At 52.2% G+C, this 19,434-nt stretch carries 15 protein-coding genes; 14 read left to right on the forward strand and 1 reads right to left on the reverse strand.

Features of this window, described 5'->3' with window-relative positions; translation table 11 throughout:
• Window positions 1–3 precede the first annotated feature (3 nt).
• The 7 genes from HMPREF9442_RS09225 (at window position 4) to queG (ending at window position 8,026) form a co-directional block, all read left to right on the forward strand.
• The gene (locus HMPREF9442_RS09225; protein ID WP_008627859.1) at window positions 4–951 is read left to right on the forward strand and encodes a hypothetical protein; all 948 of its coding nucleotides are present in this window, start codon (window positions 4–6) and stop codon (window positions 949–951) included.
• Window positions 927–1,379 carry a YqaA family protein gene (locus tag HMPREF9442_RS09230; RefSeq protein ID WP_008627860.1) on the forward strand — a complete coding sequence of 151 codons (453 nt, stop codon included), beginning with the start codon at window positions 927–929 and terminating at the stop codon, window positions 1,377–1,379. Before HMPREF9442_RS09225 ends, HMPREF9442_RS09230 begins: the two co-directional genes overlap by 25 nt.
• Before the next feature lie 5 nt (window positions 1,380–1,384).
• Window positions 1,385–2,266 carry a metal ABC transporter solute-binding protein, Zn/Mn family gene (locus tag HMPREF9442_RS09235; RefSeq protein WP_253271075.1) on the forward strand — a complete coding sequence of 294 codons (882 nt, stop codon included), beginning with the start codon at window positions 1,385–1,387 and terminating at the stop codon, window positions 2,264–2,266.
• Window positions 2,263–3,024 carry a metal ABC transporter ATP-binding protein gene (locus tag HMPREF9442_RS09240; protein ID WP_008627863.1) on the forward strand — a complete coding sequence of 254 codons (762 nt, stop codon included), beginning with the start codon at window positions 2,263–2,265 and terminating at the stop codon, window positions 3,022–3,024. Before HMPREF9442_RS09235 ends, HMPREF9442_RS09240 begins: the two co-directional genes overlap by 4 nt.
• Window positions 3,025–3,131: 107 nt before the next feature.
• A complete protein-coding gene (locus tag HMPREF9442_RS09245; RefSeq protein ID WP_008627865.1) occupies window positions 3,132–6,443 on the forward strand; it encodes a DUF2723 domain-containing protein in 3,312 nt (1,103 codons plus the stop codon).
• Between the two features lie 24 nt (window positions 6,444–6,467).
• On the forward strand, window positions 6,468–7,079 hold the full coding sequence (locus HMPREF9442_RS09250; protein WP_008627866.1) for a polysaccharide deacetylase family protein: 612 nt from the start codon (window positions 6,468–6,470) through the stop codon (window positions 7,077–7,079).
• On the forward strand, window positions 7,076–8,026 hold the full coding sequence (gene queG / locus HMPREF9442_RS09255) for a tRNA epoxyqueuosine(34) reductase QueG (protein ID WP_008627867.1): 951 nt from the start codon (window positions 7,076–7,078) through the stop codon (window positions 8,024–8,026). Before HMPREF9442_RS09250 ends, queG begins: the two co-directional genes overlap by 4 nt.
• 768 nt (window positions 8,027–8,794) lie before the next feature.
• Here the strand turns inward: queG and HMPREF9442_RS09265 are convergent.
• Window positions 8,795–14,017: an alpha-L-arabinofuranosidase family protein gene (locus HMPREF9442_RS09265; protein ID WP_253271076.1), complete on the reverse strand. Its 5,223-nt coding sequence runs from the start codon at window positions 14,015–14,017 to the stop codon at window positions 8,795–8,797.
• A gap of 358 nt (window positions 14,018–14,375) precedes the next feature.
• Here HMPREF9442_RS09265 and metK point away from each other — a divergent pair, with 358 nt between their 5' ends.
• From metK to HMPREF9442_RS09305, 7 genes are all read left to right on the forward strand, one after another.
• Window positions 14,376–15,659: a methionine adenosyltransferase gene (metK, locus tag HMPREF9442_RS09275; protein ID WP_008627873.1), complete on the forward strand. Its 1,284-nt coding sequence runs from the start codon at window positions 14,376–14,378 to the stop codon at window positions 15,657–15,659.
• A gap of 1 nt (window position 15,660) precedes the next feature.
• Complete coding sequence (locus HMPREF9442_RS09280; protein WP_040602894.1) at window positions 15,661–16,248, forward strand: LOG family protein; 588 nt, start codon at window positions 15,661–15,663, stop codon at window positions 16,246–16,248.
• Between the two features lie 2 nt (window positions 16,249–16,250).
• A complete protein-coding gene (locus HMPREF9442_RS09285) occupies window positions 16,251–17,255 on the forward strand; it encodes a DUF4271 domain-containing protein (RefSeq protein ID WP_008627882.1) in 1,005 nt (334 codons plus the stop codon).
• Between the two features lie 15 nt (window positions 17,256–17,270).
• Complete coding sequence (locus HMPREF9442_RS09290) at window positions 17,271–18,014, forward strand: uroporphyrinogen-III synthase (RefSeq protein WP_008627883.1); 744 nt, start codon at window positions 17,271–17,273, stop codon at window positions 18,012–18,014.
• A 67-nt stretch (window positions 18,015–18,081) separates the two neighbouring features.
• The gene (gene rnpA / locus HMPREF9442_RS09295) at window positions 18,082–18,522 is read left to right on the forward strand and encodes a ribonuclease P protein component (protein ID WP_008627885.1); all 441 of its coding nucleotides are present in this window, start codon (window positions 18,082–18,084) and stop codon (window positions 18,520–18,522) included.
• Window positions 18,506–18,748 carry a membrane protein insertion efficiency factor YidD gene (yidD, locus tag HMPREF9442_RS09300; RefSeq protein WP_008627887.1) on the forward strand — a complete coding sequence of 81 codons (243 nt, stop codon included), beginning with the start codon at window positions 18,506–18,508 and terminating at the stop codon, window positions 18,746–18,748. Before rnpA ends, yidD begins: the two co-directional genes overlap by 17 nt.
• A gap of 4 nt (window positions 18,749–18,752) precedes the next feature.
• On the forward strand, window positions 18,753–19,412 hold the full coding sequence (locus tag HMPREF9442_RS09305) for a TatD family hydrolase (RefSeq protein ID WP_253271077.1): 660 nt from the start codon (window positions 18,753–18,755) through the stop codon (window positions 19,410–19,412).
• The last annotated feature ends 22 nt before the right edge of the window (window positions 19,413–19,434 follow it).

Here is a 19,434-nt window from a genome sequence, read left to right on the forward strand (position 1 = left end):
GAAATGAGGAGTAACAGGTTCCAGAACAAGGTGGCTACGAGCAATTTCACACTGCCCGTAGCCGCTTTTCTCACCACACTGCTGTGGTGTGCGGAAGGAATCTATACGCTCGACCGCCTGTTGGGATGGGGCGTTTGCGGCCTGACAGCCTACTTCTGGGTGGAAACCAACAACGCCCATTCACTCATCCGTATCCGCAGCCGGCTGACACCGTCCATTTACCTGTGGATGACGGGATGTATATTCTGCCTGCATCCCCTGCAAGACGGCTTAATCGTTTCTTGCCTCGTGTTGGCATCCTATTACCTGCTGTTCAAATCCTATCAGCAAACGGAAGCCGTAAGCCCGATTTTCCATTCATTTCTCTGTCTCGGCATAGGCAGCTTGTTTTTCCCGCAACTGCTTTTCTTCGCCCCGTTCTATCTTTGGTACACCGCCGTCTACCTCCGTTCGCTGACGTGGCGTACGTTTTGGGCGGCCATGACGGGTTTGATTCTCCCTTACTGGTTCATGGCCGGATACTTCCTTTATACGGAAGACTTCGGCCGGTTCACCGGACATTTCCGGGAACTTATCCTTTTCCAACCGATATATTATGAGAACTATCGGAATTTCGACTTTTTACAAATCAGCACCATAGGACTGGTCATAGCTTTCACCATCATTGCCGCCCTGCATGGCATACGCACTAGCTTTAACGACAAGATACGCACGAGAATGTTTCTATATCTCATCCTCACACAAGAACTTCTTATCGTACTGCTCATGGCCTTGCAACCGGTACATTTCCAAGTTCTTTTGGGGCTATTAGTCATGAACTCCGCTCCCATCCTGTCCCACTACTTTGCCTTGACAAGCAAAAGGTTTACCGATGCGGTATTCATCTTGTTCCTATTCATGTTTGCAGCTTTATCTTTCCTGAATATATGGACGCAATGGTTGACTTTCTGATACAATACGGCTATTGGGGCATGTTTCTGGCGGCATTTCTGGCAGCCAGCGTATTCCCGTTCAGTTCCGAAGCTGTCATGGTCGGCCTGCAACTGGCCGGACTTGATCCGCTCTTACTGCTTGTATGGGGCACCATAGGAAACGTAGGCGGCAGCATGTTCAATTACAGCATCGGACGTCTCGGCCGTATGGAATGGGTAGAAAAATACCTTCGTGTGAAACGGGAAAGCGTGGAGAAAGCACAGCATTGGATGGAACGGAAAGGCGCATGGGTGGGCGGCATCTTGTGTGTGGTTCCCGTCATCGGCGATGCCATTTCCGTGGCATTGGGTTTCATGCGTGCCAACTGGCTGATATGCCTGATTTCCATTACGATTGGAAAACTGGTACGTTACGCTATTTTAGTTTATACCGTCACTTTATTTTAATGCAAATGAGATTACGTCCCTTCCTGTTTTACCTCGTGGCATGTCTTTGCTTTTTCACCGGATGCAAACCGTCCGGCCGTACAGACAACAAAGGCACACAGCGACCGGTTATTACCGTATCTATCGAACCGTTGCGTTACATTACAGAACGCATTGCAGGCGACGGATTCCACGTGGAAACATTTGTACCGAAAGGCAGCAGCCCCGAGACTTACGAGCCGACTCCCGAACAGATGATGAAACTCAGGCAAAGTCTGGTCTATTTCACAATCGGCGATTTAGGCTTTGAACGTACTTGGACAGACCGATTCCGGCAAACGTCACCCGAAGTCCCGTTCGTCCGGACTTCGGAAGGCATCAAGCTCATAGAGGGGCATCATCACGGCACGCCCGACAAACCGGAAAACGAAACTGACCCGCACGTATGGACTTCGCCGGCTCGCATGAAGGCCATTGCACAAAACATCTGTGCCGCGCTCTGCAAACTTGATACCGCACACGCCCGGCAATTCCGCCGGAACCTGCAACAGACACTGGCCGACCTGCAAGCCACGGAAGACAGCATACACACGCTCGTAGACAGCCTGCACCCCAAAGCATTCCTTATATACCACCCCACGCTCACCTATTTTGCACAGGACTACGGACTCACGCAAATCGCCATAGAAACCGACGGTAAGGAACCGTCCCCGGCACAACTCGTCCGGCTCATCCGGCTTTGCAAAGAAAAACAAGTCCGCACCATTTTCGTCCAACAGGAATTCGACCGGAGAAACGCGGAACTCATAGCCAAAGAAACCGGCACGCACCTCGTAGACATCAACCCGCTCTCTTACGAGTGGAAAGAAGAAATGCTGAAAATAGCCCGTACACTGCACGCACAATGAAAATAACCCCACTTATACAATTAAACCGGATTCAGGTAGGATATGACGGCAAACAAGTCTTGCGGGACATCGACCTGACGGTATATGCCCATGACTTTTTGGGTGTCATCGGCCCGAACGGCGGTGGAAAGACCACTTTAATCAAAACGATTCTCGGGTTGAAAAAACCGATGTCCGGGACAGTCACCTTCTTCCGTGAAGGCCGCCCCGTCCCCTCCATCCGCATGGGTTATCTGCCCCAATACAACAAAATAGACAAGAACTTCCCCATCTCGGTCTACGAGGTCGTGCTGTCGGGACTGCGGAAAAGCTTCTGGAAGCGTTATTCCAAGGCACAGCACCAAGCCACGCGGGACATGCTCTGCCGCATGGGGTTGGACACATTGGCCGACCGCCCAATAGGCCGTCTCAGCGGCGGCCAGTTGCAACGCGCCCTGCTCGGCCGTGCCATCATCGCGCAGCCGGACGTGGTCATATTGGACGAACCGAATACCTATATAGACAAGCGGTTCGAAACACAACTCTACCAACAATTAGAAGAAATCAACCGCGAAAGCGCCATCATACTTGTCAGTCACGACTTAGGCTCCGTATTGCAAAACGTGAAGAGTATCGCCTGCGTAAACGAGACCCTCGACTACCATCCGGATACGGAACTGCCGGAAGGCTGGCTCGAAGACAAGTTCAACTGCCCCATAGATTTGGTAGGACACGGCAACTATCCCCACCGTGTACTAAAATGTCACAAACATAGTTAAAACGGCCGACAAACCTTTTAAAATTCAGGAAAGAGCCGTACAAAAAGGAAAAAGTTACTAATTTTGCAACTTGACCGATAAAAACAAAATCAAATAACAGCAAAACAATGAAACAGTTCAAACTTGTAAACACTCTTTTGGGATGGATTACATTTGCTATTGCCGCGTGGGTTTACTGTTCCACCATTGAACCGACCGCAAGTTTCTGGGACTGTCCGGAGTTTATCACTACCGGCTACAAACTGGAAGTGGGACACCCGCCCGGTGCGCCTTTCTTCATGCTTACGGCCAACTTGTTCTCGCAATTTACCAACGACCCTTCGCAAGTAGCCCTGATGGTCAACACGATGTCGGCGTTGATGAGTGCCGGTTGTATCCTGTTCCTTTTCTGGAGCATCACGCACCTGGCACGCAAGTTGGTATGCAGTGACTACAGCCAGATAACAACAGCCAAATTGATTACCATCGAAGGTAGCGGTTTGGTAGGCGCGTTGGTCTATACTTTTAGCGACACATTCTGGTTCAGTGCCGTAGAAGGTGAGGTTTACGCTTATTCATCCTTGTTTACGGCATTGGTGTTCTGGCTCATCCTGAAATGGGAAGAACATGCTGACGAGCCTCACAGCGACCGTTGGCTCGTACTGATTGCCTACCTGACAGGGCTTTCCATCGGTGTGCATTTGCTGAACTTGCTTTGTTTGCCGGCCATCGTGCTCATTTGGTATTACAAGAAAAATCCCGATGCCAACCTGAAAGGTTCACTTTGGGCTTTGGTGGCTTCCTTTATCCTGGTAGCCGCCGTATTGTACGGCATCGTACCGGGCATCGTGAAAGTAGGCGGATGGTTCGAGCTGTTCTTCGTCAACACTTTGGGACTTCCGTTCAACACCGGTCTTATTTTCTATATTTTCTGCCTGATAGCCACCGTACTTTGGGCTATCCGTGAAACGCTTGTCCAGAAAAGCCGTCGCCGCATGAATATCGCCTATCTGGTAGCCGTAGGCATGTTGGGTATTCCTTTCTACGGATACGGATGGAGCAGCTTCGTCATCGGAGTCATCGTTTTGGGCATTCTGGCTTTCATCCTCAGCCGCAAGGTACAGGGAAAACCGCTCATCAGCCCCCGCGTCATGAACACCTCATTGCTTTGCATGCTGATGATCATGATCGGGTATTCCACATACGCCGTCATTGTCATCCGTTCCACGGCAAATCCGCCGATGGACCAAAATTCACCTGAGGACATCTTCACGTTGGGACAATACCTGAACCGTGAACAATACGGCAGCCGTCCGTTGTTCTACGGGCAGGCCTACACTTCAAAGGTGCAGTTAGAGACCAAAGACGGCTACTGCATGCCGGAATATAAAGAAGGGGCACCGATTTACCAACGTGTGGAGAAACATTCCGCCGATGAGAAAGATGCTTACCGTATCGTGTACTACGACAGGGAACCAATCTATGCCCAGAACATGGTGTTCCCGCGCATGTATTCCGACCGCCCCGAGCACGTCAGGGCTTACGAAGACTGGATGGGCGGCGTGGAAGGCAAGCAAGTGCCTTACGACCAATGCGGACAAATGGTAATGGTAAAGGTACCGACGCAAGGCGAAAACCTGCGTTTCTTCTTCAGTTACCAGATTAACTTCATGTACTGGCGTTATTTCATGTGGAACTTTGCCGGACGGCAGAACGACATACAGGGTAATGGCGAACTGGAACACGGTAACTGGCTGACCGGAATTCCGTTCATCGACAATGCCCGTCTGGGCGACCAAAGCAAACTGCCCACCGAACTGAAAGAGAACAAGGGACATAATGTATTCTACTGCCTGCCCCTGTTGTTGGGACTCATCGGACTCTTCTGGCAGGCTTACAAGAACCAAGAAGGCGTACGCCAGTTCTGGGTGGTCTTCTTCCTGTTCTTCATGACCGGTCTGGCCATTGTGGTCTACCTCAACCAGACACCGTTGCAGCCGCGTGAACGTGATTATGCTTACGCCGGTTCGTTCTATGCCTTCGCCATTTGGGTAGGTATGGGTGTAGCCGCTATCGTAGACGGGCTGAAACGTCTCAAGGTGCCGGAAACCGCTGCCTCTTTGGTCAGCCTGCTCGCCCTGTTCGTCCCCATACAAATGGCCGGACAGACGTGGGACGACCACGACCGCAGCGGACGCTACACCTGCCGCGACTTCGGACAGAACTACCTGAACTCCATGGATGCCAAGGGCAATCCGGTGATCTTCACCAACGGCGACAACGACACCTTCCCGTTGTGGTACAACCAGGAAACGGAAGGCGTGCGTACCGATGCCCGTGTCTGCAACTTGAGTTACCTGCAGACAGACTGGTATATCGACCAGATGCGCCGCCCGGCCTACGATTCGCCGTCGTTGCCCATCAGTTGGACCCGTCTGCAATACGTCACCGGCACACGCGAAGGCATCCCCGTGCAACCCGATGCCCTACAGCAAGTCATCGACTATTACAAAGACAGTCCGGAAGACCTGAAACAGATGTTGGGCGACAACCCGTATGAGTTGAAGAACATCATCCGGCACTGGATATTGAACGACAACCCGGACTTGCAGATTTTCCCGACCGACAGCATCGTGGTGACGGTGGACAAGGAAGCCGTGAAACGCTCGGGCATGATGATTGCCGCCGATTCTATTCCCGACGTGATGCACATCTCGCTCAAAGGCAAACGCGCCGTCTACAAGAGTGAGATGATGATGTTGGAAATGATTTCGCAGGCCAACTGGGAACGCCCGCTCTACATGTCCACGACGGTAGGTCCCGACAATTACGGACATCTGGGCGACAACTTCGTACAGGAAGGCCTTGCCTGCCGCATCACACCGTTCGACACCAAACAGAGCGGCCGCACCATCGACAGCGAGAGGATGTACGACAACATGATGAACAAGTTCAAATACGGTGGATTGAAAGAGAATCCGGACATCTACCTCGACGAGACCGTGATACGCATGTGCTACACACACCGCCGCCTCTTCAACCAACTGGCCCAACAGCTGCTGAAAGAAGGAAAGAAAGAGAAGGCATTGAAAGTGCTGCAACGGGCTGAGGAAGAAATTCCGGGCAGCATCGTCCCGCACGAAGCCATCTACGGACATTCCATCGAACTGGGCAGGGCGTGGTTGTCACTGGGCCATAAGGCAGAAGGAGGCAAATTGCTCGAAGCTGCACGACAAAACGCGAAAGAATATTTGGAATGGTACCTGAGCCTGAGCACGCCGCGACTGTTGCAATCGTCACGGGAATGCCTCACACAGCTCTACATCCTGAACAGCATCGCGAAAACTTGGGAGGCCGCAGACAAGAAGAAAGCCGAAGAGTGCATCATGGAAGTGAACAACTATGCTTCACGTTGCCATCAAAGAGGAATAAGCTTGTAATCCCAGTCTGAAACCCAGGAATCCATGTTCATAGAACAACCCGCAGTATTCCTCCGGTGGCTATATCCGACCGCGATATGGCGGATGAGCCGCAAGAAGAAAGTAGTCTATCTGACATTCGATGACGGACCGATACCTGAAGCCACCCCGTTTGTGTTAGACACATTGGACAGGTTTGGTATCAAGGCCACTTTCTTCATGGTGGGAGACAACGTGCGCAAGCATCCCGACATCTACCGCATGGTCGTCGAACGCGGGCACCGCATCGGCAACCATACGTTCAACCACATCGGCGGCTTCCGGCATTCATGCAAAGAATATCTGGAAAATGCAGACAAAGCCAACCGCCTGCTGCATACCAACCTCTTCCGCCCTCCACACGGGTGGATGCGGTTGCTGCAATTCAAACTGCTACGCAAGCACTACCGCATCATCATGTGGGACTTGGTGACGCGTGACTACAGCAAAAGGGTGACGGCGGAGGACGTGGTGAACAACGTGAAACGCTACGCACGCAACGGTTCCATCATCACGTTCCACGACTCGCTGAAAAGTATCGACAAGCTGCAAACGGCTTTGCCCGAATCCCTGCAATGGCTGAAAGACCAAGGATATGTTTTCAAAGTGATAGAATGACAAAAAACATACTCTCTGCCACTCAAATAAAAGCCGAGGCCGCACGCCTCGGCTTTTCTGCTTGCGGACTGGCCCCGGCCGGACCGGTCGCCCCTCAGCACGCCGCTTTCTTCAAACGCTGGCTCGGCGAAGGACGGCAGGCCGGTATGGCTTACATGGAAGGGCATGAAGCCAAACGGCTTGACCCCCGCCTCCTCGTGGAAGGATGCCGGACGGTGGTCAGCGTGGCCCTGAACTACCACCCGTCCACGCCCATCCCGGACCACAAACTGCAAATCGCCTGGTATGCTTACGGGAAGGACTACCACGACATCATGCGGCAGAAACTGAACGGCCTGCTCGAAGCCCTGCGGCACAGTACGCCGGAAGGCACCTTGCAAGGGCGTGCCTTCTGCGACACGGCACCGGTACTGGAACGCTATTGGGCCTGGCGGTGCGGCTTGGGGTGGATAGGCCGCCACACCCAGCTCGTCATCCCCCGGGCGGGCAGTGCATTCTTCCTCGGCGAACTGATGCTCAACCTACCGGCGGATGCCTACGATACGCCTTTCCCCACCGACCGTTGCGGCACCTGCCGCCGTTGCATCGAAGCCTGCCCCACGCATGCCTTGGAAGAAGGGTGCGGACTGGATGCCCGCCGCTGCCTGAGCTACCTGACCATCGAGAACCGGGGCGGAATTCCCGAAGAGGTTGCTGCCCGGATGTATCCTTATTTCTACGGTTGCGACCGTTGCCTGCGTGCCTGTCCTCATTTGCGTTCCGCCATCTCCACCACGGAACCGGCCTTCACTCCCCGTCCCGAACTGCTGCAAATGGAGGAGGAAGACTGGGTGCGGTTGGACGTGGAACACTACCGGATGCTCTTCAAAGGCTCTGCCGTGAAACGGGCAAAATACGAGGGCCTCATCCGCAACCTGAAAGCACTGCGCGGCCACGGGGACAAGTAGTGCATTCCGTTCTCCTGTCCATCCTTACATTCTGTCAATTTGCCAATCCAACACCCTTAGGATTTCATTTTCTTGCATGATGGCGCACACGGACGAAAAAACACGATTCTCGCGTGCCTTGCAAAATCCTTCGTGTCACTCATTCCCTCCCTTACGCTTACTTCCTGCATACAAAGCCATCATCCCGTGCGCAAGCCATTACACACCACGTAAGCCCATAGCCTTCCCGGCCCATCATCTTGCCACACGGATTTGGACAGGAACGGGCTTCCATTTAAAAGAAAAACAGGCCATCGGGACACACCTACGTACCGCCCGAAGCCGATTTTTCCAACGACATGCGGACAAACACAAAAAGTCCTGCGCAGATAAAAAGTGTTTTCTCAGCCGAACGGAAAATCATTCGGCTGAGACTGATTCCTAAAAATGCTTTAGATACATGAAAAACGAGGCCGAAATGTGAATATATGTATTCAAATGAGCCTGAAAATTACACGGAATGTACTTTTCAGGCTCATTTCATCACCCCAAAAATCGGCATATAGCTTACATTTTGTCGACATAAAGAGGGAATCCTATATCAAATATCCAAAGACAGAATACACATACAAATGACGAAGAGAAATATGAAGTACCTCAATCCACCACGACTTTGCATAATCTGCTCACGCTCGGCAGACTTCGAGCAAGCTCGGTCTGCGCTCACTTAATCGCAAATTTGCATAATTTGCTCACGCTCGGCAGGCTTCGAGCAAGCTCGGCCTGCGCTCACTTAATCGCAAATTTCTTCGTACCCACGATATAAATCCCGTGCGGAAGTCCGTTCACGGCTTCATGCGGCATGACCGCGCTGCGCACTTTCACGCCGCTCACGGTGTACACATCCACCGGAACCGCAGCCGACCCCGTCACTTCACGTATGGCAGTCGGTTTGCCGACATACAGCAACCTAAAGTTGTCGAAACAGTTCCAGTCGTGGTACCTATACTCAGTCTTGTCCAGACCGACCCGCAAATCCCCTTTCGCCAATAGCTCGTATTCCACTTCATTGGCACGGTATTCCCCGTCGCGGTTGAAGGCATTGTCAGCCGACCGCACATCGTCGGGATAGGTATAGGGATTGTAAGTGTAGGGAGCGGAACCGTCGAACAAAGACATGAACGTCTGGCGGCTGTTATTGAGATACAGCCCGGCCAAAAACTGTTCCGAACCGTCCTGATGCGCGTTATAGGCTTCCGCCTTGTCGCCATAGCGATAAAAGCCTTGGGCGCGAAGACGGTATGTACCGGCCGGCATACGTTCCAACACCTGATAAGTGTCGTAAACCTTGTCATAAAACTCAGCCACGCCGGAAGAAGCCGCCGTAAAAGGCGTGCCTTCCCATCCCTTGCTGCCTTCCGAAAAATCGGGATTGACTAAAAGCCAGGTAAGGTCTACTTCCTCTCCGGGCGTCCAACCGGCGCACAAATCCCTCGTATAGGCTTCCATCGCCGCTTTCAGGGCTTCGTAGGCCGCAGGCAAAGCCATGGCCAACTCCGGCACGGAAGTCAGGTCCAACGCTTTTTCGGCTTGCCGGATGGCGGCATCGAACACTTGGCTGCCGCTCTCCTCCTTCACTTCCCGCACACGTGGCAGGTACAAACGCACGTCGCTCCATGCCTGCAACAGGCGGTATTCTTCTTCCGTCACCGTCATGACGGAACCGTGCTGGAACGCTCCGGTCCCTTCCACGTTGGAGGAATGCGTCACGTTCAATCCTAAATGGTCGGTCTCGCAATACTTGTAGGCATTGCCTCCGGAGTAACGCATATAATACAGGTTGTACATGTCTTCATTGATGCGGCGCACCGTACTGGAACCTTCCACCTGTTCCGAACCTTCGTTCGTCACGTGCATCACTTCCGTCCAAGTACCACCCACCAACTTCTTGCTTGTAGCTTCATAAATACCCCGTTCCGTACCCGAAGCCCCTTCACGCTTGTAATACATGTGGTAGAGGCTGTCGTAGGGATTATACACGATGTCCGCGTCGATTACCGAGATTCCGGGGTCGAAAAAGACACGGGGTTGGGTCAGCGTCTTGAACTCCCGGTCGGCATAGGAATAGAAAATACGGTCATGGTTGTCGCCTTCGTTCGTGGAAAGTATGGAATAATACACTAAATAGGCACCTTCTCCCCCGTTATAGTCCTTGTCCCAGATGAACTGCGGTGCCCATACACGGTTGATACGGGCATATTCCTCATCGGTGTCATATACGCCCGTCGTGACATCGGGGTCGGAGAAGATGGATTTCCCCCGGTTGAAGTCGAACGTCGTACCCTCCCAATGTATCAAATCCCGGGAACGTACCAAGTTGATGCCGTGGTTGTTCCACACGCCGGAAGCGTGCTGTTTCATGTCGGTGGTCGTGATGAAATAGCCGTCCGACGCTTCAGCGCGCCCTATATAGGCGTCACGCGTGCCATGTTCTATTCCTGCCACCTGTTCCGTGTCGAAAATTTCTTCCCCGTCCAACAATACGTGGAACACACGGCCTTTATCTTCCTTCGCACCGAGTGCGAAATTGGTGATTTCCTTTCCTGCGTTCATGAAGCAGTACAAGTAACCATAGCGGTTGTCATCGGGTGCCAACATCACCGGACACTCCACTACCACCGTGTCGGCCTCGCAACTTAACTTGGCAGACAACACCCCGGCACGGACAGCCTCATCCCCTTGCGGCAGGGCGCGTACCACCAGTTTCCCATCCTCTAAAGCAACGGCATCCTCATAGCCTTGGCCTACGGACAAGAGCCATTCCACGCCTACTTTGTCGGAAATCATGTTGGGTAATTCCGTCGTGGCATGCAAACAGTTGAACTTCTTCATAAACCGTGCCAGTCCTTCGCGCCCAACACTCATGGCCACTTCCCGCGACTCCGCCGCACGGTCTTTCACCCGGGCATAGAGTTCCCTCGCCTGCCCTTCGTCCAAAGCCACGTCATAAATCTGGAAATCATCGAAGAAGACCTCGGCCATCAAGGCATCTGCGGCAAAGGGCGAACGCCCGATATAGGCTTCCGTCAGACGTTCCGCCACGTTGTCCGGACGTTGCGTTACTTGCTGCTCACTGGCCAGACGACCATCCACGTAAAGCCGCCCCATGCCGCCCGACTGCACGTATGCGATATTATGCCACACGCCATAAGCCAACCCTCCGTGCGAAGGGGCATCCGTGCTCGCCCCGTCCTTGATAGTGTAATACCAACCCGTGTTGCCCGGGCTGTTCACCAACCCTATGTATTGCTCCGTCCCATGGGCAAAAGCGTATGCCCAACAATAATCCTCCAACGTTCCTACGCCGGGCAAGGCGATGTCGACCGACATGGTATAATCGGCATCTAACCCGGCCAAGGTACGGCGTGCCATGTCCACGCCTAAATCAAAAAAACCTTGCTCACCAACAGCACCAGTATAAAGGGCATGGTTGCCGTCATCCATCGTCACGATGGAAGCACCTCCACACAACTTCCCAACGAACTTCCCAGCATCGTCAGCTGCTTGCCCACCGTCGAAGGAATACCGCACCAACGGCTCCGGCAATTCCGGTTTTTCTTCTGGAACAAGTTCCACGTCCTTCACGTCCAAACGAAGGATACTCAACGAATAGGCCGGAACAGTATAAGTAAAACTACTGCCCGAAACCTCCAATGCCTGCTCACGGGGCACCACTTTGTCCGGGTGCTCCAGGCTGTTCTCGTCCGTACCGTTCCCACTTGTCAGCACCACCACCGAACCGCCGGTCGTGGAAGCATGTGCCAGATTAACCGTAGCCTCTTGCGGTGTGGAAGACGGATTGACCAACTTCACGTACAACACGCCTGCCTCGTCGTCGATATTGGAAGAGACGTATATCTTGCGGCTCACCGGCAAAGTGAAATCATGCAGGAGCGCACCGTCCAGATAGCACTTCACGTGCGTGCCGTTCACTTCGACTTTAATACGGTAGGCATGTCCTGTTTCCAAAGACCCACTCACGGAAGCCACCGTAGTCTTCGACCCGTTGGTGCAAACTTCCACCCCGTGTTGGGTGTTGCCCCATCCGCCGAGGTTCCACCAACAATAATTGTCTCCGTCCCCGCAATTAAAGGCGATGAGGAAACCCTCCGCCCCACCGGTCTTCGTGGCTTCCACCTCATACGTATAGTCCTGTCCCGGCTGCACATCGCAGACATAAAGTTTGCCTTGCATGCCCTTATCCGTCTGTTTCAGCACGCCGCCCGAAGTGGTCCACGTGCCTCCGTCGGCCTTCCATTCTGGTTTTACGGACGAGAAATCGTCGTGGAAGACCACCGTCCCGTCGCCTGCCGTGACTTTCACGTTGTCGAAAGTGGCACTCGTGCTCCACGTGCTCAGGCCGATGCCCCCGGAGCGCAACAGTTGGTTGTTTTCCTCCGTCCACTTCACATTCTGTTTTCCTACATTGTTCGGGAAAAGCTGCTGCACGTAGTACGAAGGTGTACCGTAACTGGTATAACTGTTGAAACGGATCATGTCCGGACGCCAGTTGTAATTGTTTTCGTTGACGAATATCGGGGCATAGCTGTTCATGATGCAAACATCGGAGTTGTTTTCCATCCCCTGCATGAAGACCGCCTCTCCCAACGCCGCATTCAAATGACCATTGACGCCATAGTCCTGTGTCACAGCATACTCTCCCACATAGATCTTGTGGCTTGCCCGGCTATAAGAATCATACTTGTTATATTGGTTGACAAACCATGAGGGATTCCTATAATAGTGCTCGTCAACCGCATCCACCGGATATGGGTTACGCCAACTGGGATTGTCCGTGCCCCATGATTCCACGTTACCAATCAGCGTCACTTCGGGATACTTGGCCTTAATGGCCTTGCGGAACTGTTCGTAACGTTCAGCATAGTGGTCGCTCTGGTCGTTATTGTTTTCCGAACTGTAATTATAGTTCTCGTTCCCGATTTCCAATAAACGGAGATTGAAAGGCTCGGGATGGCCGTTCTTGGCCCGTAACGCGCCCCATTTCGTAGTTTTGGCATCGCCGTTGCAATACTCTATCGCATCGAGAGCCTCTTGGATGTATTCGTCTATCCGGGTATAGTCCTCCACCCACGCATGCCCCATGCCCATATTGACCACGAACAGAGGTTCCGCCCCCAAGTCCTCGGTGAGCTGCAACATCTCATGGAATCCGAAACCGTCCGACACCCTATATCCCCAATTCTGGTTCATGTGCCCGGGACGTTCCTCGATAGGGCCGATGGTGTTTTTCCACTCAAAACGGTTGGTTTTTCCGTTGGCATAATGCCCTTCCACGTAACAACCGCCGGGAAAACGTACGAACGACGGCTTCATGGCTTCCAGTTTTTCCGCCAAGTCGATGCGGCAACCGTTGTCACGGCCTTTGTAAGTAGGCGGGAAAAGACTTACCACGTCCAATACGACCGTGCCGGGCACGGAACCCTTCAGGGCGAACCAACCGTCGCGAGCCTCTCCCGTGGCCGTGATTTCCGCCGTCAGCTTCGTCCATCCCGAGCCGACATCCACCGTCATCTCTCGGCTACCCAGACTCCGACCGCCCTGAGTCTGCAACTCGGCTGTAATGACACCCTTATAATCAGGACTTCCTTTTATCCAAAAAGACAGCCGATAAGTCTGCCCGCTCACCACATGAATGCCCCAGAAACCCTCGTTACGCACACCGTCGCCCGCGCCTTTGAATTCCAATTCGAGCGCGTGCCCCTGTGCCTCATTCAGCATCCCGTCGGTAACCACGGCCATACGGGCATTCCCCACAGGCCACCATTTGTCAGGGTTCGACGCATTGTCCTCGAAAGAACGGTTGTGAATCAGCTCGGCGTAAAGCCCACCGTCGCCGGCATGGTTGATTTCCTCGAAAAAGATGCCGTAATGGCGACCACCGATGGAAGCTCCCCGCTGTCCGGCATCGATATTCAATGTAACTTGTGCCATGGAAGAGGCCACACACATTGCGTAAAATGCAACGGGAATAAGCCTCTTGAAAAAAGATTTGCCCTTCATTTCATGAAAAATATAGAGGTTAATGTTTTTAATTTACAAGACGTTGCCATCTTTGTCCAAAAGTAATTAAATCCACGTTTCAAACCTAATAAAAATCTAAATAAATGTGGAAGACACACCATTTTCTCCTTTTTTCTCCTTAACTTTGCAGCCGTAAATACAAATGTGGATAGATTTGGGCGGCTTGCAACCACGGTAAAAAATGCTAAATACAGTTTTGAAACTGCACGCATACCTTCCCAATGAAACCCCATTCTTATTATTATTTTTTTAATTTAACTACGTAGAAATGGGTTATTTATTTACTTCCGAATCGGTGTCCGAAGGACATCCGGACAAAGTGGCGGACCAGATTTCCGACGCTGTATTGGACGAATTATTGGCTTTCGACCCTAATTCGAAAGTCGCATGTGAAACATTGGTGACAACGGGTCAGGTTGTCGTGGCCGGAGAGGTAAAATCAGAAGCTTACGTCGACCTGCAAGAAATAGCCCGCCGTACTATCCGCCGTATCGGTTATACCAAAGCGGAATACAAGTTCGAAGCGGAAAGTTGCGGCGTATTCTCTGCCATCCATGAACAAAGCGCCGACATCAACCGCGGCGTGGAACGCCAAGACCCGATGGAACAAGGGGCAGGCGACCAAGGCATGATGTTCGGTTATGCCACCAATGAAACGGAAAACTACATGCCGCTATCCCTCGACCTCAGCCACAAAATCCTGCGTGTATTGGCCGAAATACGACGCGAAGGCAAAGAAATGACGTACTTGCGTCCCGATGCCAAAAGCCAAGTGACGATTGAATATGATGATAACGGGAAACCGGTTCGCGTAGACACGGTTGTGGTTTCCACACAACATGACGAGTTTATCCAACCGACCGACGGCAACCAAGAAGAAGCCGACCGGAAGATGTTGGACAAGATACGACAGGATGTCATTACAATCCTGATGCCGCGTGTCATTGCCGAGATTCACGACCCGGCCATACTCCGACTGTTTGACGAACATATCACTTACCACGTGAACCCCACCGGTAAATTCGTGATAGGCGGTCCTCACGGCGATACCGGACTGACCGGCCGTAAGATCATAGTAGACACCTACGGGGGCAAAGGTGCCCACGGCGGAGGCGCCTTCTCCGGGAAGGATCCCTCCAAAGTAGACCGTTCGGCCGCATACGCCGCACGCCACATCGCCAAGAACATGGTGGCAGCCGGAGTGGCCGACGAAATGCTAGTGCAAATCAGCTATGCCATCGGTGTGGCACGCCCTGTGAACATCTACGTCAATACTTACGGACGCAGCCATGTCAGCCTGAGCGACGGAGAGATTGCGCAAAAGATAGACGCGTTGTTCGACCTGCGGCCGAAAGCCATCGAAGACCGCCTGAAACTCCGCAATCCCATTTATGAAGAGACTGCCGCTTACGGCCACATGGGACGCCAACCGCAGACCGTGACCAAGGAGTTCCACAGCCGCTATATGCCTACCAAGACCCTCGAAGTGGAACTCTTCACGTGGGAGAAATTGGATTATGTTGCTCAAATCAAAGAAACATTCGGACTATAAGATGAACGCGATTCAGTCAGTGTGTGTATACTCGGCCTCCAGTACGAAAATAGCCGATTGCTATTTCCGGGCTGCACGGGAATTGGGTGAACTCTTGGGACACCATGGCATCCGTCTGGTGAACGGTGCCGGAAACCTCGGGCTTATGAGAGCCTGCGCCGATGCCTGCCTGGAAGCCGGAGGGCAAGTGACCGGCGTGATTCCCCGTTTCATGGTGGAACAAGGTTGGCAACACCCCGGGCTTACGGAACTGATTGAAACGGAAGACATGCACACCCGCAAGCAAACAATGGCCCGCCTTTCAGACGGTGTCATTGCCTTGCCGGGCGGATGTGGCACGTTGGAAGAATTGCTCGAAATCATTACGTGGAAACAACTCGGACTATATCTGAACCCCATTGTAGTACTGAATACAAACGGATTCTATGATCCTTTGTTGAAAATGCTCGACCGAGCCGCCGAAGAGCATTTCATGCGTCCGGCCCATTTGGACATCTGGAAAGTGGCTTCCACTCCTACAGAAGCCATCGACTTATTGTACTCCACTCCTGTCTGGGACAAGGAAATCCGCAAGTTTGCCGCCATTTGAACATGAAAGACTCACTTCAAACGGCTCTTCCGGCACACGAGAACGCTTCGTATCCCCTCCGGCAGAAATTCAACCCGAAACAAATCATTGAAAGCCTGCCCGCTGATGCCACACCGGCCCAACAGGATTCTGCCATCCAGGCGATGCTGCCTCCACGTCCGACCGTGCGTTCGACACGTCCCGACACCCTGAACCTTCCGGGATGGCAGATACCGTCGGCCAAAAGTACCCTCTCCGTACAAGGCATCCGATACGATGAAAACTTTTTCAGCACCTCGCCCTATTACCATGCTGAAACAAACATCCGCCCAACCGGCATGGATGCCGACCCGTTACCCTACCTGTTACGCCACGATGACTGGGTCACGGGCATCCTGCTCTGCTGTTTCCTGGTAGTCATGACCATCTTCGCCAACAGCAAAAAGTTTATCAAACAACGCTTACAGGACTTTTTCCTCAACCGCATGGACAAGGAGAAACTTTTCTCGATAGAGACGGGCCGCGAAATGCGCCACGCCGTTTTCCTTTATATGCAAAGCGGATTGCTCGTCAGCCTTTTTTTCTTCGATTACACACAAACTACCCGGGACCTCTTCATGTCCCCCGTTTCCTCCCATACCCTATTGGGAATCTATGTTTTGATTTGTTGGACTTACTTAGGATTCAAGCAACTGTTTTACACGTTTGTCAATTGGATCTTTTTTGACAAAGAACGCAGAAGTACCTGGCTCAAATCATATTCATTCCTCATTTCGGCCGAAGGAGTACTGCTCTTTCCGCTTGCTCTAATCACAGTCTTTTTCAATCTTCCGACCCACGATGTGATATTATGTTTATGCCTGTTGTTGGGTTTCATCAGACTTCTACTCTTTTATAAAACTTTTTGTATATTTTTCCCAAAAATTCATGGTTTTTTCCATTTAATTATGTACTTTTGTGCCCTTGAAATGCTGCCTTTGTGCGGCTTATGGCAAGCACTTACATATACGAACGACATACTATTATAAAATATTTGGACACTTATGATAAAGAAGATTCTGGTTTCACAACCCAAACCAACCTCCGAGAAATCTCCTTATTTCGAGATTGCCTCCAAGTATGGTGTGGAAGTAGTTTTCAGACCATTTATCAAGATTGAAGGTTTGTCTGCTAAGGAATTCCGCCAACAGAAAGTCTCTATATTGGATTATACCGCAGTGGTATTCACCTCACGCAATGCCATAGACCATTTCTTCCTTCTGTGCAAAGAATTACGTGTGACGATACCCGAAGACATGAAGTATTTCTGCATCACGGAAACCATTGCACTGTACATCCAGAAATATGTGCAGTACCGCAAACGCAAAGTATTCTTCGGTTCCACGGGCAAAGTGGACGACTTGATACCGGCCATGGTGAAACACAAGACAGAGAAATATCTGGTTCCATTGTCGGATGTACATAATGACGAAATTACCAATTTGTTGGATGCCAAGAAACTCATCCATAAGGAGGTTGTGATGTACCGCACAGTGAGCAACGATTTCAAGAGCGACGAGAAGTTCGATTACGACATGTTGATTTTCTTCAGCCCGTCGGGCATACAGGCTTTGCTGAAAAACTTCCCCAAATTCGAGCAGAAAGACATCGCCATCGGTACGTTCGGACCGGCCACAGCCCAAGCCGTCAAAGACGCAGGACTGCGGTTGGACATGGAAGCTCCCACTTCGCAATACCCGTCTATCACGGCTGCATTGGACGATTTCGTGAAGAAGCACAACTGTTGATGCTCATCAAATAAGAAAGGGTGCCGGAAAAGCACCCTTTTTCCTTTACCTGACAACACCGTACCTTATGGAACAGAAACCGGACTCTTCATTTCATAAATCGGAGCGCTTATGCAGCAAACGCGTCATAGACGCCCTGTTCGCCGGAGGCAGCAAGTCCATGTCGGCCTTTCCGCTTCGCGTAGTCTTCATGCCGGTTCCCGTAGAGGCCCCGGCTCCTCCTGTATCCGTACTGGTATCCGTCTCGAAACGGCGTTTCAAAAGGGCAGTAAAACGCAACCGGGTGAAACGGCAAATCCGCGAAGCTTACCGCAAACAAAAACACATACTGACATCCGCCTTACCCACGCCCTCCGGGCAAGGCTTGGCCGTGGCATTCCTCTGGCTTTCCGACCGATTGTATGCTTCGGCCGAAGTGGACGATTGCGTAAAACGCTTGTTGGTGCGTATTTCCGAACAACTTCCGGCATCCCCGGCCGAACACCCCGGCAATGCATCTGCCTTATGACCGTTTCCGACATTGGTTATCCGCCGCGTTGATTGCTCCCATCCAGTTCTACCGCCGCGTGATTTCCCCCATGACTCCCCCGTCGTGCAGGTTCACGCCGACTTGTTCGCAATACGCCATCGAAGCCATCCGCAAGCATGGCCCCTTCAAAGGCATGTACTTGGCCGTGCGCCGAATCCTGCGCTGCCATCCCTGGGGAGGAAGCGGTTATGACCCCGTCCCGTAAGCCTATGGAAACATATCTGAACCTCCATGCCCACCGGCCGGCCGCTTCTCCGTCGGAGAGTGTTGTCCGCAACTATATCCTCCCCTTGCCTCCTTCCGGACACGAAGAGCCCGAATACGGGCAAACCTTTTCCGCCGGTATCCATCCTTGGTATATCCCCGCACATCCGGAAGAAACCCTGAAAGAACTGGAGCGCCTGGCAGCCTCTCCTTCTTGTAAATCCATAGGAGAAGCCGGACTGGACAAATATGCATCTACCCCACTTCCCCTACAACGTGAACTTTTCATACGGCAGGCGGAACTGGCCGTCTCTCGTCAACTTCCCGTCATCATCCACTGCGTCAAGGCATGGGACGAATTACTGGCCATAAAAAAAGACTTCCCAGAAACATTACCTTGCATCATCCATGGTTTCCGAGGAAAGCCCCAACTGGCCGAAAGCTTGTTAAGCAAAGGCTTTTACCTCAGTTTCGGTTTCCGTTTCCATCCGCAAAGCCTGACGCTCTGCCCGTCCGACCGTCTCTTCTTTGAAAGCGACGAAGACCTGCGTCCCATAGACACACTATACCATATAGCTGCCGAACTGCGCTCTTGTACACCGGAAGGACTGCGCGCACAATGTTGGGAAAACCTCGTCCGTACCGGCCCATCGTCTAAAAAATAAGAATATAGTTGCAAGTCTCATT

It is taken from the genome of Paraprevotella xylaniphila YIT 11841, assembly GCF_000205165.1.
Taxonomy (GTDB): Bacteria; Bacteroidota; Bacteroidia; order Bacteroidales; family Bacteroidaceae; genus Paraprevotella; species Paraprevotella xylaniphila.

Excerpts from the sequence above, each read along its gene's own strand:
- queG (WP_008627867.1), top strand. The coding sequence starts at position 7,076 with ATGACAAAAAACATACTCTCTGCCACTCAAATAAAAGCCGAGGCCGCA.
- HMPREF9442_RS09265 (WP_253271076.1), bottom strand. The coding sequence starts at position 14,017 with ATGGCACAAGTTACATTGAATATCGATGCCGGACAGCGGGGAGCTTCC.
- HMPREF9442_RS09235 (WP_253271075.1), top strand. The coding sequence starts at position 1,385 with ATGAGATTACGTCCCTTCCTGTTTTACCTCGTGGCATGTCTTTGCTTT.
- HMPREF9442_RS09285 (WP_008627882.1), top strand. The coding sequence starts at position 16,251 with ATGAAAGACTCACTTCAAACGGCTCTTCCGGCACACGAGAACGCTTCG.
- HMPREF9442_RS09245 (WP_008627865.1), top strand. The coding sequence starts at position 3,132 with ATGAAACAGTTCAAACTTGTAAACACTCTTTTGGGATGGATTACATTT.
- HMPREF9442_RS09225 (WP_008627859.1), top strand. The coding sequence starts at position 4 with ATGAGGAGTAACAGGTTCCAGAACAAGGTGGCTACGAGCAATTTCACA.
- HMPREF9442_RS09250 (WP_008627866.1), top strand. The coding sequence starts at position 6,468 with ATGTTCATAGAACAACCCGCAGTATTCCTCCGGTGGCTATATCCGACC.
- HMPREF9442_RS09305 (WP_253271077.1), top strand. The coding sequence starts at position 18,753 with ATGGAAACATATCTGAACCTCCATGCCCACCGGCCGGCCGCTTCTCCG.
- HMPREF9442_RS09240 (WP_008627863.1), top strand. The coding sequence starts at position 2,263 with ATGAAAATAACCCCACTTATACAATTAAACCGGATTCAGGTAGGATAT.
- metK (WP_008627873.1), top strand. The coding sequence starts at position 14,376 with ATGGGTTATTTATTTACTTCCGAATCGGTGTCCGAAGGACATCCGGAC.
- HMPREF9442_RS09280 (WP_040602894.1), top strand. The coding sequence starts at position 15,661 with ATGAACGCGATTCAGTCAGTGTGTGTATACTCGGCCTCCAGTACGAAA.
- rnpA (WP_008627885.1), top strand. The coding sequence starts at position 18,082 with ATGGAACAGAAACCGGACTCTTCATTTCATAAATCGGAGCGCTTATGC.
- HMPREF9442_RS09230 (WP_008627860.1), top strand. The coding sequence starts at position 927 with ATGGACGCAATGGTTGACTTTCTGATACAATACGGCTATTGGGGCATG.
- HMPREF9442_RS09290 (WP_008627883.1), top strand. The coding sequence starts at position 17,271 with ATGATAAAGAAGATTCTGGTTTCACAACCCAAACCAACCTCCGAGAAA.
- yidD (WP_008627887.1), top strand. The coding sequence starts at position 18,506 with ATGCATCTGCCTTATGACCGTTTCCGACATTGGTTATCCGCCGCGTTG.